This window comes from Streptomyces sp. NPDC101194 (genome assembly GCF_044767885.1).
In the GTDB taxonomy this organism is placed as follows: domain Bacteria; phylum Actinomycetota; class Actinomycetes; order Streptomycetales; family Streptomycetaceae; genus Streptomyces.
In genome coordinates, this window is sequence record NZ_JBIWOS010000003.1 from 409,535 (window position 1) to 427,211 (window position 17,677).

Here is a 17,677-nt window from a genome sequence, read left to right on the forward strand (position 1 = left end):
GAAGCGGAATACCCAGAGCCTCCCGTTAATTGGTCTTCTTGCGGAGATCGCGGGAGGGGGCGCTGGTGGCCGAGCTGATGTTGTTCCGGCGGGAAGCGGACGGTCGGGATGTCGAGCTGTCCGGTTCGACGGTGACGTTGGAGGTGGAGCTGCAGCGGCGGGTCGAGGCCGGGCTGGAGCAGATGCTCGGTATCCGGTTCGTGGCGTCGGAGTACGCGACCGGTCCGTGGCATCGGGGGCGGATCGACACCCTGGGGTTGGACGAGAACGGCAGTCCGGTGGTGATCGAGTTCAAAAAGGGCTCTGACAGCGGGGTGCTGTCGCAGGCCGTCTCATACCTGTCCTGGCTGGAGTCGGCGCACCACGAGTTCGAGGCGCTCGTGCGGAAGGTACTGGGCACGGAGGCCGCCGAGTCGATCGACTGGCGTCGACCGCGGATGGTCTGCATCGCGGCCGGCTTCTCCCACCACGACCGTGTGGCCGTGCAGCGGCTGCCCGAGCGGATCGACCTGGTGCGCTACCGGATCTTCGAGGGCGGTCTGCTGAGCTTGCTGCTCGTCGACTCCTCTCCCGGTTTCCCGAGCGCCTTTTCGTCCCGGCGAAATCGGGAGCGGGAGACGGCGGTCGATATCGCGGCGGCCCCGGTGGCTTCTTCGCCGGCGGGTGCCAGCCTCGTTCCGGAGTGCCTGCGAGACCTGTACGCGGAGGTGGACGACGCGCTCACGGCGTGGGGCGAGGTCGAGGTCGCGTCGTTGCGGCACTACATCGCCTACCGGCGGTTGGTGAACGTGGCGTCGGTGATCTTCCGTCCGAAGCACGAGGCGATCCTGGTGTACCTCAGACTCGACCCGGCCACGGTCGAGCTGGAGGAGGGCTTCACCCGGGACATGCGCGGCATCGGACACCTCGGGACCGGCGACCTGGAGGTCCGCGTCGTCTCGGCAGCCGACTTGGAGAAGGCGGCGCCGCTGATCCGGCGGGCGTTCGAGGCGGCCTGACGTAACAGGAGGGTCGGCTGGTGCATCGGTTAGTCGATGCACCAGCCGCCCCTTTGGCGTCTGTGGGCCGCCGGCCCCGGCCTCTCCGCTCTCACGCTCATGTCTCCGGTCCGGCGAGCTCGAAGTCGTCCTTCGTCAGTTCGGCACGCAGCCGCTCCTCGGCAACGTCGGCGTAATGCGCGGACAGCTCGACGCCCACGAAGCGGCGTCCCTCGCGCAGGGCCGCGACCCCGGTAGAGCCGCTGCCGGTGAACGGGTCGAGGACGGTGCCGCCCTCGGGGCAGACCTGGACGAGCTGCTGCATGACCTCGACTGGCTTCTGGGTGATGTGAACCCGGCCCTTGCGGGGCTGGGAGGCGATGTAGTGGCCCGGCAGGTAGAGGTCGCGGGTGTTGTCGAGGGAGCCCTTGACGCCCCAGATGATGAACTCCGAGTCCTGCTTCGGTCCGCCCTTGCGGGGCCGGCTGGAGGGCTTGATCCACGGAATCGTGCCGCTCCAGGTCCATCCCGCCATCTGCAGTGCGTCGGAGGTGGTCGGCTCCTGTCGCCAGTCGGTGAAGACCATCGCGACCGCGTGCTCGGTCGAGGCACGGTACGCCTCGGTGAGCAGTTCGGTGAGCCAGGAGCGGTAGGAGCGCTGGTCGCGGTTCTCTCCCGGGAAGTTGGCGAGGTCGTGCGCCGACTTGCTCGTGACGTACTTGGCACGGGCGGTACGGCCGGTTCGATCGGAGCTGGTGCGGCCCCCGGAGTTGTACGGCGGATCGGTGATCACTGCCTGGACGCTCTCGTCCGGGAGGGACTTCAGGACGGTCAGGGCATCGCCTCGGTGCAGCGTGTAGCTCATGGGGAGGGCCTTTCTTCGGGCACGGCGGAGTCTGGACCTGCTCCGGACAGCGCTCAACGGCGTGCATCCGGTGCGAGGTTGCAGCGGAGGTTAACGGCGAATTCCGGCCGCGCCTAACGAGGTCGTTCCCCGCTTCGGGCCTCTGGACGGCAGTCGTTTGGTGCGGCCGGAATCCCGGTCTACTGTCTCGCCGTGCCACCGGGAAGGAGCACTGTTCCACCCCCGTTGAGCTGTGCTTATCCGTGCCGTCTCGTCCAATCGAGCAGCGTCGGAGGCATGTTGTCCATCTGCCCGCGAGCGCCGTGAGGAGGCCCCTGTGCACTGCCTGAGATTACGAGCGCGGCTGGCTGCCGCGCGTGACCTGAAACCGGCGTCCGGGAGCTACCAACTCCTCTGACCCGGGCCCGCCGAGAGGCGGATGCACATCGGCGCGATGCCGACGGCTTTGCACGAGAAGTCGGCACCGCGCCTCCTACGAACACCGAGGAGCCGCTGCGATGCAGCATGTCCTGGCACAACCGCGCCCCGACCCACCTCCGTCGCCTGGTCCGCACCGTCGTCGTACTGAACGGCGGCGGCCGTGAAGAAGACGACGGGGGCCCTCGTCGGTCTGTGCGCCACCGGACCACTCCTGCTGGCACTGCCGATCCTTGGCATCGGTGCTGGGACTGCCTCGGCCTCGTGCTCGACCGACGATGCGCAGGGTGTGGACGCCTCCGCCGTCGCCAAGCAGGTGAAGGCCATCCTGGACGGCGGCGACAAGGGCTCGGCCTCAGTGCCGGGCCTGGACGCGCCTGCCGATCAGGTGCCCAACGCCAAAACGATCCAGGCCACGGGCGTCGCGATGAACATCCCCGCCCGAGGGCAGGTCGTCGCCCTGGCGACCGCTCTACAGGAGAGCGGCCTGCGGAACCTGACCTACGGCGACCGCGATTCGCTGGGTCTCTTCCAACAGCGGCCGTCGATGGGCTGGGGCACGGCCAGCCAGATCCTCGACCCGGTGCACGCCTCGACAAAGTTCTACGAGGGGCTCAAGAAGGTCTCCGGCTGGCAGTCCCTGTCGGTCACCCAGGCCGCCCAGGCGGTGCAGAAGTCGGGCTTCCCCGAGGCTTACGCCAAGTGGGAGCCACTGGCCACCGCCCTGCAGAAGGCCATCGAGCCCCTGCTGCAGAAGGCCGGCGGTGCATCGCCGAGCCCGTCGCCGTCCGGCTCTGCCGGCACCGGCAGCCCCTCTCCAGATTCCGCGGGCGGTTGTTCGGCGGACGGCGACGGGACGGACTTCGGCACCATCCCGGCGGGCGCCCTGCCGGACGAGTACGAGATCCCCGCCTCCGCACCGCCGAAGGTGCAGACGGCGATCCGGTGGGCGCTCGGCCAGCTCGGCACCCCGTATCAGTGGGGCGGGACTTGCACCGACTCCCACGGCAAGAACCCGATGGGCCGCTGCGACTGCTCCTCCCTGATGCAGGGCGCGTACAAGGCCGCCGGGGTCACCCTGACGCGGACCACGTACACGCAGGTCAAGGACGGCAAGGCCGTCTCGGTCGATGCCCTCAAGCCGGGCGACCTCCTCTTCACCGAGGGGACGGCCGCCGTACCGGAACACGTCGGGATGGCGATCGGACAGGGCCTGATCGTCCACGCCCCGCACACCGGTGACGTCGTGCGGATCACCACCGTCGCGTCCTGGAAATCGCGGATTCTCGCGGCCCGCCGAGTCGTCTGACCGGCGCTCCTCCCCCTCCTCATCTCCCCCCTCGCACCGCTGGTTCGCCCCGCCGGGCTTTGGCGTGCACTCATTCGAACTGGAGTTCCCATGCATCTAGCTGACCAGGTCATACAGCTCGCCTACGACCCCGGAATCAAGCCGAACGAGGGCGGGCTCCCTGGCCTCAACGTCCTCAAGCAGGTAATGGGCTCGATCAACCTCTTCGGGCTCATCGCCGTGGTCGGCGCCCTCGCCGTCAGTGCGGGCGTGTGGGCCTGGGGTCACCATTCGGGTGGTCACCAGGCCGAGGCGAACGGGAAGAAGGGCGTGCTGGTCAGCGCGGGCGCGGCCCTTCTGCTCGGCGCGGCCAACGGCGTGGTGGCGTTCTTCTCGACGCTCGGGACGCAGGTCCACTGATGGCTCAGCACTCCACCCACCCCGGCGGCGCATCTCGCGTGCGCCGCCGGGCGCTGCTCGGCACTGCCGTCCTGGCGGTGCTCGTCGCCCTCGCCGGCCTGGCCGCTTACCTCACCCGCGAGGGCCGAAGCCCCTCCGATACTGCGGCGCCACCGCCGAGTTCGCCCACGGCATCCTCGTCGTCCGCGGCACCGTCCGGGCCGCACACCCGGCCCCGCACTCTCCCCGTTCCGCCGAAAACCCACGACCCGATCACGTACGGGAAGGCCGCCGCAGCAGCGCTGTGGTCGTACGACACCCGCGCGTACTCGCAGCCCGAACTGCGCAATGCGCTGCGCGGCTGGCTGACCACGGAGTCGAAGTTCGCCGATCCGGCCTCCGTCGACCAGGTGGTCCCCTCGGCCGTGCTGTGGAGGGAGATGGCCGCCAACGAGCAGGTCGCCACCGCCAAGATCAACGAGGGGCACTTCCCCCACGCCTTCACCCAGGCCCTCCAGGACGACCCCGGGGCGATCACTCAGGCGTACGTCTACGCCGTCACGGTTTCCGGCAAGCAGTCGATTCGCTGGAAGGGCGCGTCCGCCGGCGGCGCGGAGAGCCGTTCCACCACCCTCGCGGTCCAGTGCCGACCCAATGACCCTTGCGCCCTGGTCGGCGTCATGCCGTCGGTCGCGCCCTGACCCTCGCCTCAGAACGGAGGTACGACCCATGGGAGTCTGCGACTTCCCGCTGATGGACAAGGTGTGCGGCGCCGTCGACTTCGCCACCAACCCCGCCAGCACCGTCACCGACGGTCTCGGCGCGTGGATCGCGAAGTCGGCGGGCGAGCTGGCGTCCAGCGCGGCCGACCTGGCCGCCAAGGCCGTCAACAAGACGACGGCCATCGACCTCAACGCCGGGTGGTTCCGCGAAAACTACGAGTTGCTGTTGCCCATCGGTCTCGCCCTGACCGTCGGCATCTTCTGCATCCAGCTCATGACCGCGGCCTGGCGCCGGGACGAACGTGCCCTCGCCAAGGCGGCGTTCGGCACCATGACCGGAGTCCTGTTCAGCTTCTCCGCCATCGCCTTCACCACCGTCGCCATCACCGTGGTCGACGCGCTGTCCGACGGCCTCTTCAATGCCGCCAACACCTCGACCGACGACGCGATACGACGTGTGATCAAGGTCGATCAGATGGGGGCCATGTACGGCCTCGGCTGGGGTGTGCCCGCATTGGTCGCCTTCGGGTGCGCGATCGGCGCCTTCCTCTACTGGGGCGTGATGGTCGCCCGCAAGGTCGGCGTCCTGATCATGGTCGCGCTCGCGGTATTCGCGGGGGCCGGCGGCGGCTGGGAGGTCGCGAAGCGGTGGCGGCGCGGCTGGATCGAGGCCACCGGCACCCTGATCGTCTCCAAGCTCCTGATGACCGTCGTCTTCCTGGTCGGCGTCTCCGCCATGGGCAAGACCGACGCCAGCGACGGAATGGCGGCCCTGTCCGACGCGATGGCCGGCATCGTCGTGATGGTGTTGGTGCTGCTCTGCCCCTACGCGACGTACAAGTTCGTCCACTGGGCCAGTGACGGCGGTGGCCACGACGACATGCACCGTACCGGCGTCGCCGGCATGGCAGTCGCTGCCGGAGCCGCGAAGACCGCAGGCAGCCTCGCACTGCGGGCCGGTACCGGAACGCCAGCTCCGCAGGGTCCGAACCAGGTCCCCGGTGCAGGGACCGATGGCGTCGCCTCCGGTATCAACCCCTCGGGCACCAACCTCAGCAAGGAGGGCATCGACGCCGGGCCGCCCAAGCAGCAGACCCGCTTCCGGTACGGCGAGGACCCCAACGCCTCCGGCGACAAGGGCCGTGCCCTGATCCAGCGCCCCGGGACTCCGCCGCTGATCACACGTCCTGGCGAGGACGAACCGGAAGGGTCCGAATCGACTGCCCAAGGCGTTGCGGGCGGCTCCGGTCACCTCACAGGCGCATCGGCTCCGGGCGGCGACATGACCTCCATGCCGCCAGCCGACCCCGGACCTTCGGCTTCGGGCGCTCCGGCGTCCGCGTCCGGGCCGTTGGCCACCGGCTCTGCGACGCCGACGAACTGGGTGTATCCCACCCAGCCGCCGTCGGGTTCCTGACCCACATCCCCGGGGGCGGGCCGCACTCCACGGCCCGCCCCCGCCTCCCCACCAGCAGGAAGGTTTCGCCATGACGTCCAGAAGAGCGCCGCGCGCCCCGTCCTCCGCCCGCTCCCACCGTCTGGAACCACCATGTCCGGCAAGCACCAGTCCTCCACGCCCACCGTGAAGTTTCCCCACCGCAGCAGGCGCAGCGTCCTGCTCGGCCTGACCGTCCCGCAGTTGGTCGTCGCCGGACTCACCGGCCTTCTCCTTCTCGCCGTGATCCTCGCCCGCGGTGTGGTCGGCGCCCTCCAGCTCATACCGCTGTGGGCGGTCATCGCGCTGCTCATCTTCGTCCGCCACCGAGGCCGTGCTCTGGCGGGCTGGGCCCCGATCGTCGTCCGATACGCGCTGCGCCGGATGCGAGGCCAGCTCGTCTGGCTCACCCGGCCCTCCCGCCGGCCGACCCGCGAGGGACTGCTCCACCTTCCCGGCACCGCTGCCAGCCTGCGCGTGACCACTGCTCCCGATGGCAAATACGGCGCCGTCCACAACCCGCACACGGGGACGCTGACCGCGGTGGTCAAGGTCTCCTCCCGCGCCTACGCCCTGCTCGACCCGGGCACCCAGCAGGCCAACGTCGGCGGCTGGGGACGCGCGCTGGCGGCCCTCGCCCGTACCGGGCAGATCGCCCGCATCCAGGTGATCGAGCGCACCATCCCCGACTCCGGCGACGCGCTGCGCCGCTACTGGGAAGAGCACTGCCGACCCGACACCCTCATGGCCGGGGCGATCTACAACGAGCTGATCCAGAGCGCCGGCCCCGCAGCCGCCCCGCACGAGGCGTACGTCGCGGTGTCCTTGGACACCAAGGCGGCCCGTCGGCTGATCAACCAGGCCGGCGGCGGTCTCACCGGTGCCTTCAGCGTCCTCGCCCAGCTCACCTCCACGTTCGACCAGTCGGCGCGGACCGCAGGGCTCACCCCGACGGGCTGGCTCACCGCACGCGAAATCGCCGCCGTGGTGCGCACCTCCTACGACCCGAAGGCGCTGGCGACACTCGACCGCTGGTCCACGGCCGGTCGCCCCGAGGCCGAGCCCGCCGCCGCCGGCCCCGTCGTGGTCGTCGAGAAGGCGGACCACATCGCCACCGACTCCGCCGTGCACGCCACCTACTGGGTGGAGAACTGGCCGCGCACCGAGACCAGCGCCGGCTTCCTGCACCAGCTCCTGTTCACCGGCGGCGTCCGGCGCACGCTGTCGCTCTCCTACAAGCCAAAGAACCTCGACGCCGCCCTGCGCGACGTGCAGCGCAAGAAGTCCAGCGTGATCGCCGATGCCGCCGAACGGGCCCGGCGCGGTCAGGTCGACTCCGAGGCGGACTCGATCGAGTACCAGGACATCAAGTCCCGCGAACGCCAGCTCATCGCCGGGCACGCCGACGTCGCCCTGACCGGTCTGCTGACCGTCTCGGCCGACACCGAGGACGAGCTGCGCACCGCCTGCGCCGTCGTGGAGACCGCCGCCGTCGGCGCCCAGCTCGATCTCCGGCCGCTGACCTGGCAGCAGGCCGAGGCGTTCACCGCCGCCGCCCTGCCGCTCGCGCTCGCTGCCTGACCCTTCCCTTCGAAAGAGCACCCTCATGTCCCGCACCGCCAGCCCGACCGCGCAGGACTTCGTGCCCTTCGCCACCGCCGCGCTCGACTTCAACCGGGCACTCAACATCCCGGGCGGCCCGCTGGTCACCACCCGGGCCGAGCTGGACACCCTGCACGCCCACCTCGTCTCGCTGTACGGGCTGCTCGACGCCCACACCGGTCGCACCGGGCAGCTCGTCGCGGTCGAGGGCGACCAGCTCCGTACCGCCCGCACCCGCATCTGGCAGGCCGCCGAGCACCTCCACGCCGCCTACCACGCGGCGCCCCGGCCGGACTCCGGCGAGATCCCCGCACCGGAGGCGTGCCAGGCCGGCCTTCCGGAGGGACCACCGGAACTGACCATCTGCCAGCGCCACCAGCGCACTGCTCATCTCGTGCGGCGGCGCACCACCCCGGCCGACCTGCACGCCCCGTTCACCGGCCTCGTCCGCCGCTGACCCACCCCTCACCTGGAGAACCGTTCATGCCCCGTACCCGCGCCAGCGCCTCCCCTCTGTTCGTGCCCCGTAAGACGACGCGCGCCGAGCAGCGAGCCGCCCGAGCCGGTTTCACCGAAGCCCGCCGCCAGGCACGCCTCGCCGGAAACCCGCCCAAGCACCGCGCCGAGCAGACCCTCGACCCGGATCTGCGGCCCACCTACCCGCTCGCCGGTCGCCCGGGTCCGGCCTCCGCCCGCGGCAGCAAGCTCGCCCTGCCCGCCCACCGGATGACCACCGCCACAGCCAGCGGCGCGTACCCGTTCGTGGCCGAGGGCGGCCTGGGCGCCGAAGGGGTGTTCATCGGCCGCGATGTGCACGCGGAGGCGGCCTTCTGCTTCGACCCGTTCTCGCTCTACAACAGCGGCAGGGTGGAGGGCTTCACCAACCCCAACGCGGTCCTGGCCGGGATCATCGGCATGGGCAAGTCCGCGCTGGCGAAGTCCATCGCCACCCGGTCGATCGCCCACGGCTACCGCGTCTACATCCCGTGCGACCCCAAGGGCGAGTGGACCAGCGTCTCGCAGGCACTCGGCGGCTACAGCATCGCTCTGGGACCAGGGCTCCCGGGCCGGTTGAACCCGCTCGACGCCCCGGCCCGGCCCTCCTCAGTCAGCGAGGAGGACTGGTTCACGGAGGTCCGCAAGCGCCGTCTGCTGCTCCTGGCCAGCCTCGCCCGCACCGTGCTGAAGCGCGATCTGCTGCCGATGGAGCACACCGCCGTCGACCTGGCCCTGGACCTGGTCGTCGCTGACGCCGACGCCCGGGGCACGGTGCCGCTGCTCGGCGAGATCGCGCACGTACTCGGCTCCCCTGATCGCCTCGACCAGGCCCTCGGCCACCAGGCCGGGCACCTTGGCTCGGCCGCCCAAGACCCCGCCCACGCACTGCGGCGTCTCGTGCACGGCGACTTGAGCGGCATGTTCGACGCTCCGTCGACCGTGGCGTTCGATCCGACGACGCCGATGTTGTCCATCGACCTCTCCCGTCTCGGCGGCTCCGGTGACGACACAGCACTGGTGCTCGCGATGACGTGCGCGAGCGCGTGGATGGAGTCAGCCCTCAGTGATCCCGATGGCGGTCGGCGCTGGGTGATCTACGACGAGGCGTGGCGGCTGATGCGGCACGTCGGGCTGCTGGAGCGGATGCAGAGCCAGTGGAAGCTCTCCCGAGGGCTGGGCATCGCGAACCTCATGGTGATCCACCGCCTCAGCGACTTGCTCTCGGCGGGCGACGCCGGCTCACGCGGCCGAGTCCTGGCCGAGGGCCTGCTGGCCGACTGCTCCACCCGGATCATCTACCGCCAGGAGCCCGACCAGCTCGCCGCCGCTGCATCTCTGCTCGGCCTGACCGGCGTCGAGACCCAGGCGGTCTCCGCCCTGACCAAGGGCCGAGGTCTGTGGAAGGTCGCCGACCGCTCTTTCATCACCCAGCACATCCTCCACCCCGCTGAGCGGGAGCTGTTCGACACCGACGCCCGCATGGCGGCCTAGCCCAACGACCAGCACAGCAACAGGAATCGATCATGTCTGCTTCTTCTACTCCTTCCTCCGGTGACGACCAGCCGTCGCAGGCCACCGACCCTTTGGCGTGGCGACGACACCTTCCGGCACTGGCCTCGGCCGCCGCCGGGATCAACGAGGCGTGCGACGCCTGGGACGCGGTTTCGGACTCCCTCTGCGACGCGGACGGCTGGCCGCTGGACGACAAGGTCTACGGGGACGGCAAGGTCAAGCGGGATGCCGAAGCGTGGAAGCACGCCGAGGTGTTCCTTGACCACGGACCCGAAGTGCTGGCCGGGGTCCGCGCCGCCGCCGACGGCCCCGATTACGTCGAGGGGCCGATCAGTGACGACCTCCGTCGGCTGCGCGGGATCGACACCATCCTGCTCCGGGCGCAGGAGCTGCGGCACGAATGGGACGGCGTCATGGCCCTTATGGACGGTTCGCAGCCGAGCGTGCTCCACCTCTACCAGGAGCGTGCCGAGGAGCACCGCAACACCGAAGGCTGGCACTACTCGCACGAACTGGGCTACAAGGGCCCGGCGTTGGTGCGCGTCGGCGAATTCCTCGCTCACCGGGCGGACACCGAACGGCCGGCGCAGACCGAACGGGCGCGCGTCGCCCTGACCCGGTCCACTCACAACACCCCTGCTGCGTCACCCGCCTCGCCCTCGGTCCCCCCCGGCATCGCATCCGCCGGCTCCTGGTCGCTCGCGGTGATCCCTAGCACGCAGTCACGGCCGCACCAAATCGCCCAATCTCCGGATCCTCATGGATCACCGCACTCCTCCAGCCCCACACTTCCGACGGCTCACACCGCCCGGCGGGGCGTTCCGCAACGGAGAACTCCATGCACCACGACGGCCCGCCCTCGCCCTCCGCGTCCGATCCGCGGCGCCTTCAGGCCGCCCTCTGTTCCATGCTCGGGCAGCGCGGCCTGGAGTGCACCGTCGAGTACGGCCTCAGCGACTACATCGTCCACGCCGAGCTTCCCGACGGTAGTTCGCTGATCATCTCGCCCCCGCAGGAGCCGCCCTCCAAGCACCCCGAGTCCCCGGAAAGCTGGATGGTCACCCGCCACCGATCCGCCGCGCCTGCCGTCTACGAAGTGATCTACGACTCCGAGCCAGACGGTCCGCATGCGCGCCACGGCGGCAGCGTGCCGGATCTCCTCACCAGCGTCGACGCCCGCCTGGACCAGCTTGGCGTACCGCCACGCCAGGAGCAGGAACGATCCGGCAAGGAGCGCGCCGCCAACGTGCTCCCACCCAGCTCCGCTCCATCCCAGGCGAGTGTCGCTCTCGCCCCTGCACCGTCGATCGGCCAGCGCGCGCTCCCGACCGGTCCGCCGACGGAGTCTTCCGCGCGGGCCGCACCGTCGCCAGCTCGTCCCTCATCCGCTCCCCGGCTCTGACCGACGGCGACCCAGGAGCCCTCCGTGCACCGCACCCTCAGAACTGATCCGCCCGTCGCCCGCACCTGTAACCGCACCCGCCTCGGATGGATCTGCCATGCCCAGCCACTACGACGTGCTGCCCGACCTGGCCTTCGGCCACCACCCCGTCCACGGCATCGTCGCCGCGAACCCGAAGAACCTCGCGGCCAGCACCTGGATGCTCAAGGGATTCGACTTCCATCCCGTCCCCGACCAGCCGACGTTGTACGCGCTGGCCGACCAGAACCGTGACGGACACGGCCGTACGAGCCGGGCCATCGAGCTGCTGCGCAATGCCGGCTACCAGGTCGATGTGGACGCCGCACTTGACCCTGCACCGGCGCCCGACACGGCACAGGTACGCGACCGCGGTCCGCTCGGTGAACCAGGCGTCGCCTTCGCCGATCACCCACAGCTCGGCATCGTCGCAGCCCTCGACGACCGTGTCTCCGGCCTCAGCGGGCTCGCGCTGGTGGAGAACGGCTGGCGGCACAACTCGAGCCTGGACATCTACACGCTCCCCGCGACCGCCGATCGCGTCGAGGCGCTGGGGAAAGTCGCCGACGCCACGGTGGCCCTGCACCGTTCGGGGCTCCAGGTCGCAGTGCAGCCCCGCCTCGCTCAAGAGGTGACGGCTCGGCCCCGCCCTGCTGCCCCACCGGCCGCCGGCCGTGAGCGCGGCCATGGTCCCGCTCGCGCGTCTCCGTTGAGCGCCGCCGCGCTCGCCGCCAACCCGGCCCGTGCCGGTATCCCGGGCAGGGCGCCGGTCCCCGCCGCCGTCACCACACCGGCGGTCCGGCCAGTTGACCCCCGCATCGCGTACTCCCGCGACCGCTGATCCAACTCCTCAAGGAGGCCCTTCCATGGCCGCGAAGACGATCTGGCCTATCGACCACACCTGCGGTCACCATGCCGACCGCGACTTGTCCGACCGACCGGCCGACCGCCGCGCCGGCTTCGCCGAGTGGCTCGCCAGGCAGGAGTGCACGGACTGCTGGCGCGCCTCGAACGAGGGCGACGAGCAGGACAAGGCCGCCTGGCTCAAGGCGAAGCGCGCCGAGGAGCAGACCGCGTCCGAAGCCTGGTCCGAGCAGTACCGGATGCCTCCCCTGGAGGGGACCGAGCGGGCCGTTCCCTGGGGCGTGCGCTGTCGTCACCAGATCCTGACCAACGCCTACGCCGCACTGGTCACCGAAGGCACGACCAGCGAAGTGGAGTGGGCGGAGAACGAGGAGAGCGCTCGTACGGTGACCCGCGCCGGGTGGTGGATAGACCAGAGGTCGTCCGGGCCGGAGGACCTCGCCGAACTACTCCGAGCCGCCACCGGGGCCGACCGGCCGACAGAGAACCCGTTCTTCTGACCGACCGGGTGCCCTGCTGCGGCGGGGCGCCCGGCTGACCGCCACCGTGCGGCCTCTACCAGCGATTCTCGGCCGGACCAAACCCCGGAATTGCCGGACGCTCCGCCCACTGGCCCACCTTCAGCGGGTCCTTCGCTCCCTCTGCCCCGGAGACTTCCGTGCCTACCTCGATCACCATCACGTCCGAGTTCAGCGGCAGCGTCGTTGCCAAGGGCGCTACCGATGACCTCTCCGCGCAGCTCCTCCGCCACGCCGGTTTCAAGCAGATCGACGACTGGCACGGCCGACGCCATCGCCTTCCCACCACCACTCCGCTCGCCGACCAGGTCTCCATCGCCACCCATGCGGCCGAGATGCTTCGAGCCGCTCGCTATGACGTCACCCTTCCGCCCTCTCTCGACACGGCCCGGATGAGCCCTCCGGTGCATGCCCTCGGGCGCTACGCCGCCGGAGCCGAACGTCTCAGCATCACGGACCAGATCCGTGCGGCCGAAAGACGGGGCCAGCCTTCAGCGCGCAGTCGACCACCTCCTTCACCCCGAGCACGGTGCTCTGGAGCGTGTCCGGGAGGCGCTGGAAGCGGCGGGAGAACAGGTCAACGACCTGGACGACGAAGCGTATGCGCTCGCCGACCGGTTCGGCTTCGCCTCGGAGTTCGTCAGCTCGGCCCAGTCCGAACTCGTCGATTCCGAGGCCGAGCTACGCCGCGTCGGCGCCGCTTCGACGAGTTACTCGGCAGCACGGACCGTCCGTGATCACCGTGGTGCCGCTCTGGCCACTTCTCCTGCGGCGAACCAGGCCCAGGTGTCCTCGGCGTCCAGTTCCCAGACGGCGCCGCACACTACGACGGGTCACCCGCCGCGCGCCGCAACCCCCCGACGGTGACCCCGGCGGCTCTCTTCGCCGTCGGCCACCAGTACGTCGCGCGTCCCCGCTCGACTCACCCGTCAAAGACCACTCACCCGAAGAGGCAAACGTGCCCGAGTACTACTCCAGCATCGGCGAGGCCGTCGGTGCGGCCATGCAACACAACATCCGGCTCGTCCACCGCAGCGCGGCACCGGGCTCCGACAAGCCGCTGCAGGTCAGGCACCTGCCCAGCGCTTCCGCCGATCCGTACTCGGTCCGAGGGATGATCTCTCGCCTCCACGAGGATGCCTCGCCCGATGAAGTGGCGGGCATCATCGAGGAGGTCAACGGCGCGCTGGTCGGTGCTCTGCCCGAGCTGACCGAACTCGTGGCCTCTGCCGCCGACTGGACTCGCGCCCGTCTCGACTTCGACGACCCGCATCACAATCCGACTTTCGAGACGTGGACGCGACTGGCCGCCGCGTACGGAATGCTCCAGGACGTCCGTGAGCAGTTGGAAGTCGCCGAGGACGGTCTCGCCGCCTGTCCCGCAGAGCGCACGGACCCCCGGCACCACCAGATGGTCAACGTTCTGCGCAGCCGGGAGCTGCTCGACGATGTCCTCGGTGCCGAGGCTGCACCTGTGCCGTCCGCTGCCCGGAACGTCGATTCAGACCGGCAGCGGGCGGCCCGCGCCTCCTCGCCACACGCCGGAACATCGCCGTCGACTGCTAGTCCGCCGGCCACCGCAGCACCTCCGCCCGCGCCTCGTCCTGCCGGCCGACCCCGCTGAAACGTTCCGCCTCAGACGTCCAGGAGTTCCCCCATGAGCTGCACGAGAGCCGAGCGCGCCCCGCCCCCGCCCGCTCGCACACCCAAGGAACCGCCGTGCCTTCCCCGCGCACCAGCGCGCCCTCGACCACCACCGGGTCGGACGCGCTCCTCTACCTCCTGTTCGGCATCCTCGGCGCCGCCATGGCCTTCGGCTCCCTGGCCTGGCTGACCGGAAATCTCACCAATACCTTCGTCGGGAGCGGGGCATGGGCCCCCTTCCGCGTCACGGACGCGCTGCTGCACCCGGAGGTGCTGTGGCCGACCTTGAGCACCAGCATGCTGATGGTCGGTGCCCGCGTCGTCCCCGGCTTGCTCACCGTTGCCCTGGTCGTCACCGCTGCGGTGCTGTGGATGCGCTGGCGTGCCGGGTCCAAGTCCGGCCTCGCCCGCAAGGCGGACCTGGCGCCGCTGCTGGACAGGGAGATCGTCGCCAAGGCGAAGAGCCTCCGCCCGAGCCTGGGCGGCCGGGAGAGTGAAAGAGGTCGCGCCCGCTGACCGCGGCATCCTGCTCGGCACCCTCGATCCCGGTCGTGCGGAGGTCCGCGCGTCCTGGGAGGACGTGATCGTCGCGATCATGGCTCCGCGTTCCGGCAAGACGTCCGGGCTGGCGATCCCCGCGATCCTCTCGGCACCGGGTCCGGTCCTGCTCACCAGCAACAAAGCCGCGAACGACGCTTTCACCGCCACGGTGGACGCCCGCGCCGAGGTCGGCACGATCTGGACCCTCGATCCGCAGCAGATCGCCCACCACCCGCGCGAGATGTGGTGGGACATCCTCGCTGACGCCCGCGATCTCGCCGGGGCGAAGAGGTTGGCGGGGCACTTCGTGACGGCGAGCGTGGACGAGTCCAGCGGCTCCGACTTCTGGTCAACCGCCGCGAGCAACACCCTCGGCGCCCTCTTCCTCGCCGCCGCGTCCCACCGTCGGCCGATCACCGACGTCCTGGCCTGGCTCGCGATGCCGGCCGACCGCACCCCGGTGGACCTGCTCACCGACGCCGGCCACCATGCCGTCGCCGCCCAGCTCCAGGGCACCGTCTCCGGCGCGACCGAAACGCGCGACGGCATCTATGAGACGGCGAGGCAGTACGCGAGCTGCCTGCTCGACCCGGACGTCGCCGCCTGGGTCACCCCGAACGAGGACCTCCCCGAGTTCCAGCCGTTCGCCTTCGCCACGTCCCGCGACACCCTGTATCTGCTGAGCAAGGACGGCGGCGGCAGTGCGTCCGCGATCATCGCGGCGGCGGCCGACGCCGTGATGCGCGCGGCCGTGATCGTCGCCGAGCGCTCCGGCGGGCGACTCGACCCGCCCGCCCTGTGTGTCCTCGACGAGGCGGCGAACGTGTGCCGCATCAGCGACCTCCCCGACCTCTACTCGCACCTGGGCAGCCGGGGCGTCATCCCGATGACGATCCTGCAGTCCTACCGTCAGGGCCAGCGGTGCTGGGGCGAGGCCGGTATGGACGCCCTGTACTCCGCCGCCACCATCAAGATCATCGGTTCTGGCATCGATGACGCGGACTTCGCCGACCGGCTCAGCCGTCAGGTCGGCGATCACGACGTCCAGACCACCTCGGTGTCGACGAGCGAGGGCGGCAAGTCCACCTCGGTGAGCATGCGCACCGAGCGGATCCTTCCGCCGGACGCCATCCGCGCCCTGCCCAAGGGCAAGGTGCTGCTGCTGGCCACCGGCATCCGGGTCGCCATGCTCAACCTCAAGCCCTGGTACAAGGGGCCCTCCGCCAAGGTGGTCGGCCCGGCTTCCGCTCGCGCCACGAAGGCCATCACCGAGCGTGCCCTCGCGAAGAGCGTCGGCCAGGACGATCTTGGACTGTCGGCATGAGCGCGCCCACACCACAGCAGGGGCGGTTGGCCCACGCTCCGGTCGTCCTGCGCGGTGGCCGGTGGTGGCTTGACGGCGGGGCCGGCTCGGTCCCCGCCTCCGATCCCGCCTTCACCGCCGTCCTGGACGACTTCGCGCTGTCGATGGCCGCTGCCGACCGGGCAGTCGCCAACCTCCTCATCCGGCAGGACGAGGCGTCCTCCGTTGATCCCGGCGGCCGGCGGTGAACCCGCTGATGAATGCCGAGCAGGCGGTCCTCGGAGCCGTGCTCCTCGACCCCGAGCAGCTCACGCACCTGGAGTGGCTCGCTGCGGATCACTTCTATCGGCCCGTCCACCAGGCGCTGTTCGACGCCCTCCGCAAGCTGCGCAACGACGGGCATCCCGCGCTCTCGGCCGATGGTCCGTTGCCGCTGTCGTGGGTGACCGACGCGGTCGAGGAGGCCGGACAGCACGTGCGCGGGCTGACCGCGGCGTACGCCCACACCCTGATCCAGGCGTGTCCCCGAACCGAGCACGCCCCGGTGTACGGCCGCATGGTGCTGGAGGGGGCGATTCACCGCACCGTCGCCCAGCACGCGATCCGTCTCCACCAGGCGGCTCGGGCCGACGCCGTCCAGGGCGAGGTCGAGGGAGCGTTGCGCACGGCGGACGTCCTGAGCGGCGTACTCACCGACCTTGCGCGACGCTGGGGAACCGATCCTCGACCGGTCCCACCCACCGCTGGGCCCTCTGCCGCCACGGACATCCCGCCTCCGGCGCAGAGCGGCCAGGTCGCCGAGGACGAGCGGTTCCTCCTGGCCGTCCTCGCCGAACAGCCGGGGGCCATGGGCGAGGTGGTGGCCTGGCTGCGGCCGGGAGACTTCGCCGACCCGACCCACGGGCAGCTCTACCGGTGCCTGGGCGCGCTGCACCACCGGGGCGAACCCATCGACCGGATCACCCTGCTCTGGGAGGCCCAGCGACGCGGTCTGCTGGCCGACGGCACAGTGTCGAGCGAGCAGCTGACCGCCGTCTGCGAAGGCATGGTCCCCGGCAGCGCTGACTGGTTCGGACAGCGGGTGATGCGCTCCTCCGTCACCCGCACCGCCGCCGCCTCCGCGCGAGCCATCCGGACCCTGGCCCAGGACGAGGTTCTGGGGCCCGGCCGGCTGATCAACCACGCCCTGCACGCGCTCGGTCCGCTCGACGAGGTTCGTGCCCGCTGGGCCACCGCGAACAGCAGTCCGGCTCCGAAGGCCACGGCATCCGCGCCGCCGACGGCCGAGCCGCCGCCCGATCGAGTGAGGGCCGCCCGCGCCCGCAGCACACCCCGCCCAGGCGCGTCACCTCCAGCCCCGGCCAGCCGCCTCCCCACGCTGTCAGCAGCCCGACCACCCTCGCGCGGCCACTCGTGAGATCCCCTCCCCACCAGCCTCTTCTGCCCCTGGAACTCGCCTTGATCTACTCCATCTCCGCACCCGCGCCGGACCTACGTGCCACGGCCCCGAGCCTCGCCGCCCCGTTGATCGGGTCGCTGTGCTCGGGGTACGGCGGCCTCGACCTGGGCGTGCAGTCCGCGCTCGGCGGCACGCTGGCCTGGCACGCCGAGGTCGACCCGAACGCCTCACGCATCCTGGCCCGCCACTGGCCCGGCGTCCCGAACCTGGGCGA

At 70.7% G+C, this 17,677-nt stretch carries 19 protein-coding genes and 1 pseudogene; 18 read left to right on the forward strand and 2 right to left on the reverse strand.

The window, feature by feature from the left end:
• The first annotated feature begins 65 nt into the window (after window positions 1-65).
• Window positions 66-998, forward strand: a complete 933-nt coding sequence (locus ACIRP2_RS14885) for a hypothetical protein (protein WP_404250169.1) — start codon at window positions 66-68, stop codon at window positions 996-998.
• A gap of 97 nt (window positions 999-1,095) precedes the next feature.
• Here ACIRP2_RS14885 and ACIRP2_RS14890 read toward each other — a convergent pair whose 3' ends face one another.
• Complete coding sequence (locus ACIRP2_RS14890) at window positions 1,096-1,842, reverse strand: DNA-methyltransferase (protein WP_404250171.1); 747 nt, start codon at window positions 1,840-1,842, stop codon at window positions 1,096-1,098.
• Between the two features lie 580 nt (window positions 1,843-2,422).
• Between ACIRP2_RS14890 and ACIRP2_RS14895 the strand changes: the two genes are divergently transcribed.
• The 7 genes from ACIRP2_RS14895 (at window position 2,423) to ACIRP2_RS14925 (ending at window position 9,694) form a co-directional block, all read left to right on the forward strand.
• On the forward strand, window positions 2,423-3,568 hold the full coding sequence (locus tag ACIRP2_RS14895) for a C40 family peptidase (protein WP_404250174.1): 1,146 nt from the start codon (window positions 2,423-2,425) through the stop codon (window positions 3,566-3,568).
• A gap of 90 nt (window positions 3,569-3,658) precedes the next feature.
• Window positions 3,659-3,967 carry a DUF6112 family protein gene (locus ACIRP2_RS14900; protein WP_164179986.1) on the forward strand — a complete coding sequence of 103 codons (309 nt, stop codon included), beginning with the start codon at window positions 3,659-3,661 and terminating at the stop codon, window positions 3,965-3,967.
• Entirely contained in the window at window positions 3,967-4,647 is a 681-nt protein-coding gene (locus ACIRP2_RS14905; RefSeq protein ID WP_404250177.1) for a hypothetical protein, read from the forward strand. Before ACIRP2_RS14900 ends, ACIRP2_RS14905 begins: the two co-directional genes overlap by 1 nt.
• Window positions 4,648-4,675: 28 nt before the next feature.
• Window positions 4,676-6,085, forward strand: coding sequence for an ATP-binding protein (locus tag ACIRP2_RS14910; protein WP_404250180.1), 1,410 nt, complete (start codon window positions 4,676-4,678; stop codon window positions 6,083-6,085).
• Between the two features lie 132 nt (window positions 6,086-6,217).
• A complete protein-coding gene (locus ACIRP2_RS14915; protein WP_404250183.1) occupies window positions 6,218-7,684 on the forward strand; it encodes an SCO6880 family protein in 1,467 nt (488 codons plus the stop codon).
• A 25-nt stretch (window positions 7,685-7,709) separates the two neighbouring features.
• Window positions 7,710-8,162 carry a DUF6238 family protein gene (locus ACIRP2_RS14920; protein WP_404250186.1) on the forward strand — a complete coding sequence of 151 codons (453 nt, stop codon included), beginning with the start codon at window positions 7,710-7,712 and terminating at the stop codon, window positions 8,160-8,162.
• A 26-nt stretch (window positions 8,163-8,188) separates the two neighbouring features.
• A complete protein-coding gene (locus ACIRP2_RS14925) occupies window positions 8,189-9,694 on the forward strand; it encodes an ATP-binding protein (protein WP_404250188.1) in 1,506 nt (501 codons plus the stop codon).
• Here the strand turns inward: ACIRP2_RS14925 and ACIRP2_RS14930 are convergent.
• Window positions 9,691-10,278, reverse strand: a complete 588-nt coding sequence (locus tag ACIRP2_RS14930; protein WP_404250191.1) for a hypothetical protein — start codon at window positions 10,276-10,278, stop codon at window positions 9,691-9,693. The genes ACIRP2_RS14925 and ACIRP2_RS14930 overlap by 4 nt on opposite strands.
• Window positions 10,279-10,553: 275 nt before the next feature.
• Here ACIRP2_RS14930 and ACIRP2_RS14935 point away from each other — a divergent pair, with 275 nt between their 5' ends.
• From ACIRP2_RS14935 to ACIRP2_RS14980, 10 genes and pseudogenes are all read left to right on the forward strand, one after another.
• Window positions 10,554-11,117: a hypothetical protein gene (locus ACIRP2_RS14935; RefSeq protein ID WP_404250193.1), complete on the forward strand. Its 564-nt coding sequence runs from the start codon at window positions 10,554-10,556 to the stop codon at window positions 11,115-11,117.
• A gap of 97 nt (window positions 11,118-11,214) precedes the next feature.
• Window positions 11,215-11,976, forward strand: coding sequence for a hypothetical protein (locus ACIRP2_RS14940; protein ID WP_404250195.1), 762 nt, complete (start codon window positions 11,215-11,217; stop codon window positions 11,974-11,976).
• 25 nt (window positions 11,977-12,001) lie between these two features.
• Window positions 12,002-12,499: a hypothetical protein gene (locus ACIRP2_RS14945; protein WP_404250197.1), complete on the forward strand. Its 498-nt coding sequence runs from the start codon at window positions 12,002-12,004 to the stop codon at window positions 12,497-12,499.
• A 483-nt stretch (window positions 12,500-12,982) separates the two neighbouring features.
• Entirely contained in the window at window positions 12,983-13,384 is a 402-nt protein-coding gene (locus ACIRP2_RS14950) for a hypothetical protein (protein WP_404250199.1), read from the forward strand.
• Window positions 13,385-13,475: 91 nt separating this feature from the next.
• Window positions 13,476-14,141: a hypothetical protein gene (locus ACIRP2_RS14955; protein ID WP_404250201.1), complete on the forward strand. Its 666-nt coding sequence runs from the start codon at window positions 13,476-13,478 to the stop codon at window positions 14,139-14,141.
• A 95-nt stretch (window positions 14,142-14,236) separates the two neighbouring features.
• Complete coding sequence (locus tag ACIRP2_RS14960; RefSeq protein ID WP_404250203.1) at window positions 14,237-14,677, forward strand: hypothetical protein; 441 nt, start codon at window positions 14,237-14,239, stop codon at window positions 14,675-14,677.
• Window positions 14,655-16,025, forward strand: a complete 1,371-nt coding sequence (locus ACIRP2_RS14965) for a type IV secretory system conjugative DNA transfer family protein (RefSeq protein ID WP_404250204.1) — start codon at window positions 14,655-14,657, stop codon at window positions 16,023-16,025. The genes ACIRP2_RS14960 and ACIRP2_RS14965 overlap by 23 nt, the downstream gene beginning before the upstream one ends.
• Window positions 16,022-16,252: a hypothetical protein gene (locus ACIRP2_RS14970; protein WP_404250206.1), complete on the forward strand. Its 231-nt coding sequence runs from the start codon at window positions 16,022-16,024 to the stop codon at window positions 16,250-16,252. The genes ACIRP2_RS14965 and ACIRP2_RS14970 overlap by 4 nt, the downstream gene beginning before the upstream one ends.
• Window positions 16,249-17,421: a DnaB-like helicase N-terminal domain-containing protein gene (locus ACIRP2_RS14975; protein WP_404250208.1), complete on the forward strand. Its 1,173-nt coding sequence runs from the start codon at window positions 16,249-16,251 to the stop codon at window positions 17,419-17,421. The genes ACIRP2_RS14970 and ACIRP2_RS14975 overlap by 4 nt, the downstream gene beginning before the upstream one ends.
• A 152-nt stretch (window positions 17,422-17,573) precedes the next feature.
• A pseudogene (locus ACIRP2_RS14980) lies at window positions 17,574-17,675 on the forward strand (DNA methyltransferase); the annotation flags it as partial.
• Window positions 17,676-17,677 lie beyond the last annotated feature (2 nt).

Bases quoted from the DNA above. Each gene is read 5' to 3' on its own strand.
- ACIRP2_RS14890 (WP_404250171.1), bottom strand. From the start codon at position 1,842: ATGAGCTACACGCTGCACCGAGGCGATGCCCTGACCGTCCTGAAGTCC.
- ACIRP2_RS14900 (WP_164179986.1), top strand. From the start codon at position 3,659: ATGCATCTAGCTGACCAGGTCATACAGCTCGCCTACGACCCCGGAATC.
- ACIRP2_RS14905 (WP_404250177.1), top strand. From the start codon at position 3,967: ATGGCTCAGCACTCCACCCACCCCGGCGGCGCATCTCGCGTGCGCCGC.
- ACIRP2_RS14910 (WP_404250180.1), top strand. From the start codon at position 4,676: ATGGGAGTCTGCGACTTCCCGCTGATGGACAAGGTGTGCGGCGCCGTC.
- ACIRP2_RS14915 (WP_404250183.1), top strand. From the start codon at position 6,218: ATGTCCGGCAAGCACCAGTCCTCCACGCCCACCGTGAAGTTTCCCCAC.
- ACIRP2_RS14920 (WP_404250186.1), top strand. From the start codon at position 7,710: ATGTCCCGCACCGCCAGCCCGACCGCGCAGGACTTCGTGCCCTTCGCC.
- ACIRP2_RS14925 (WP_404250188.1), top strand. From the start codon at position 8,189: ATGCCCCGTACCCGCGCCAGCGCCTCCCCTCTGTTCGTGCCCCGTAAG.
- ACIRP2_RS14935 (WP_404250193.1), top strand. From the start codon at position 10,554: ATGCACCACGACGGCCCGCCCTCGCCCTCCGCGTCCGATCCGCGGCGC.
- ACIRP2_RS14940 (WP_404250195.1), top strand. From the start codon at position 11,215: ATGCCCAGCCACTACGACGTGCTGCCCGACCTGGCCTTCGGCCACCAC.
- ACIRP2_RS14945 (WP_404250197.1), top strand. From the start codon at position 12,002: ATGGCCGCGAAGACGATCTGGCCTATCGACCACACCTGCGGTCACCAT.
- ACIRP2_RS14970 (WP_404250206.1), top strand. From the start codon at position 16,022: ATGAGCGCGCCCACACCACAGCAGGGGCGGTTGGCCCACGCTCCGGTC.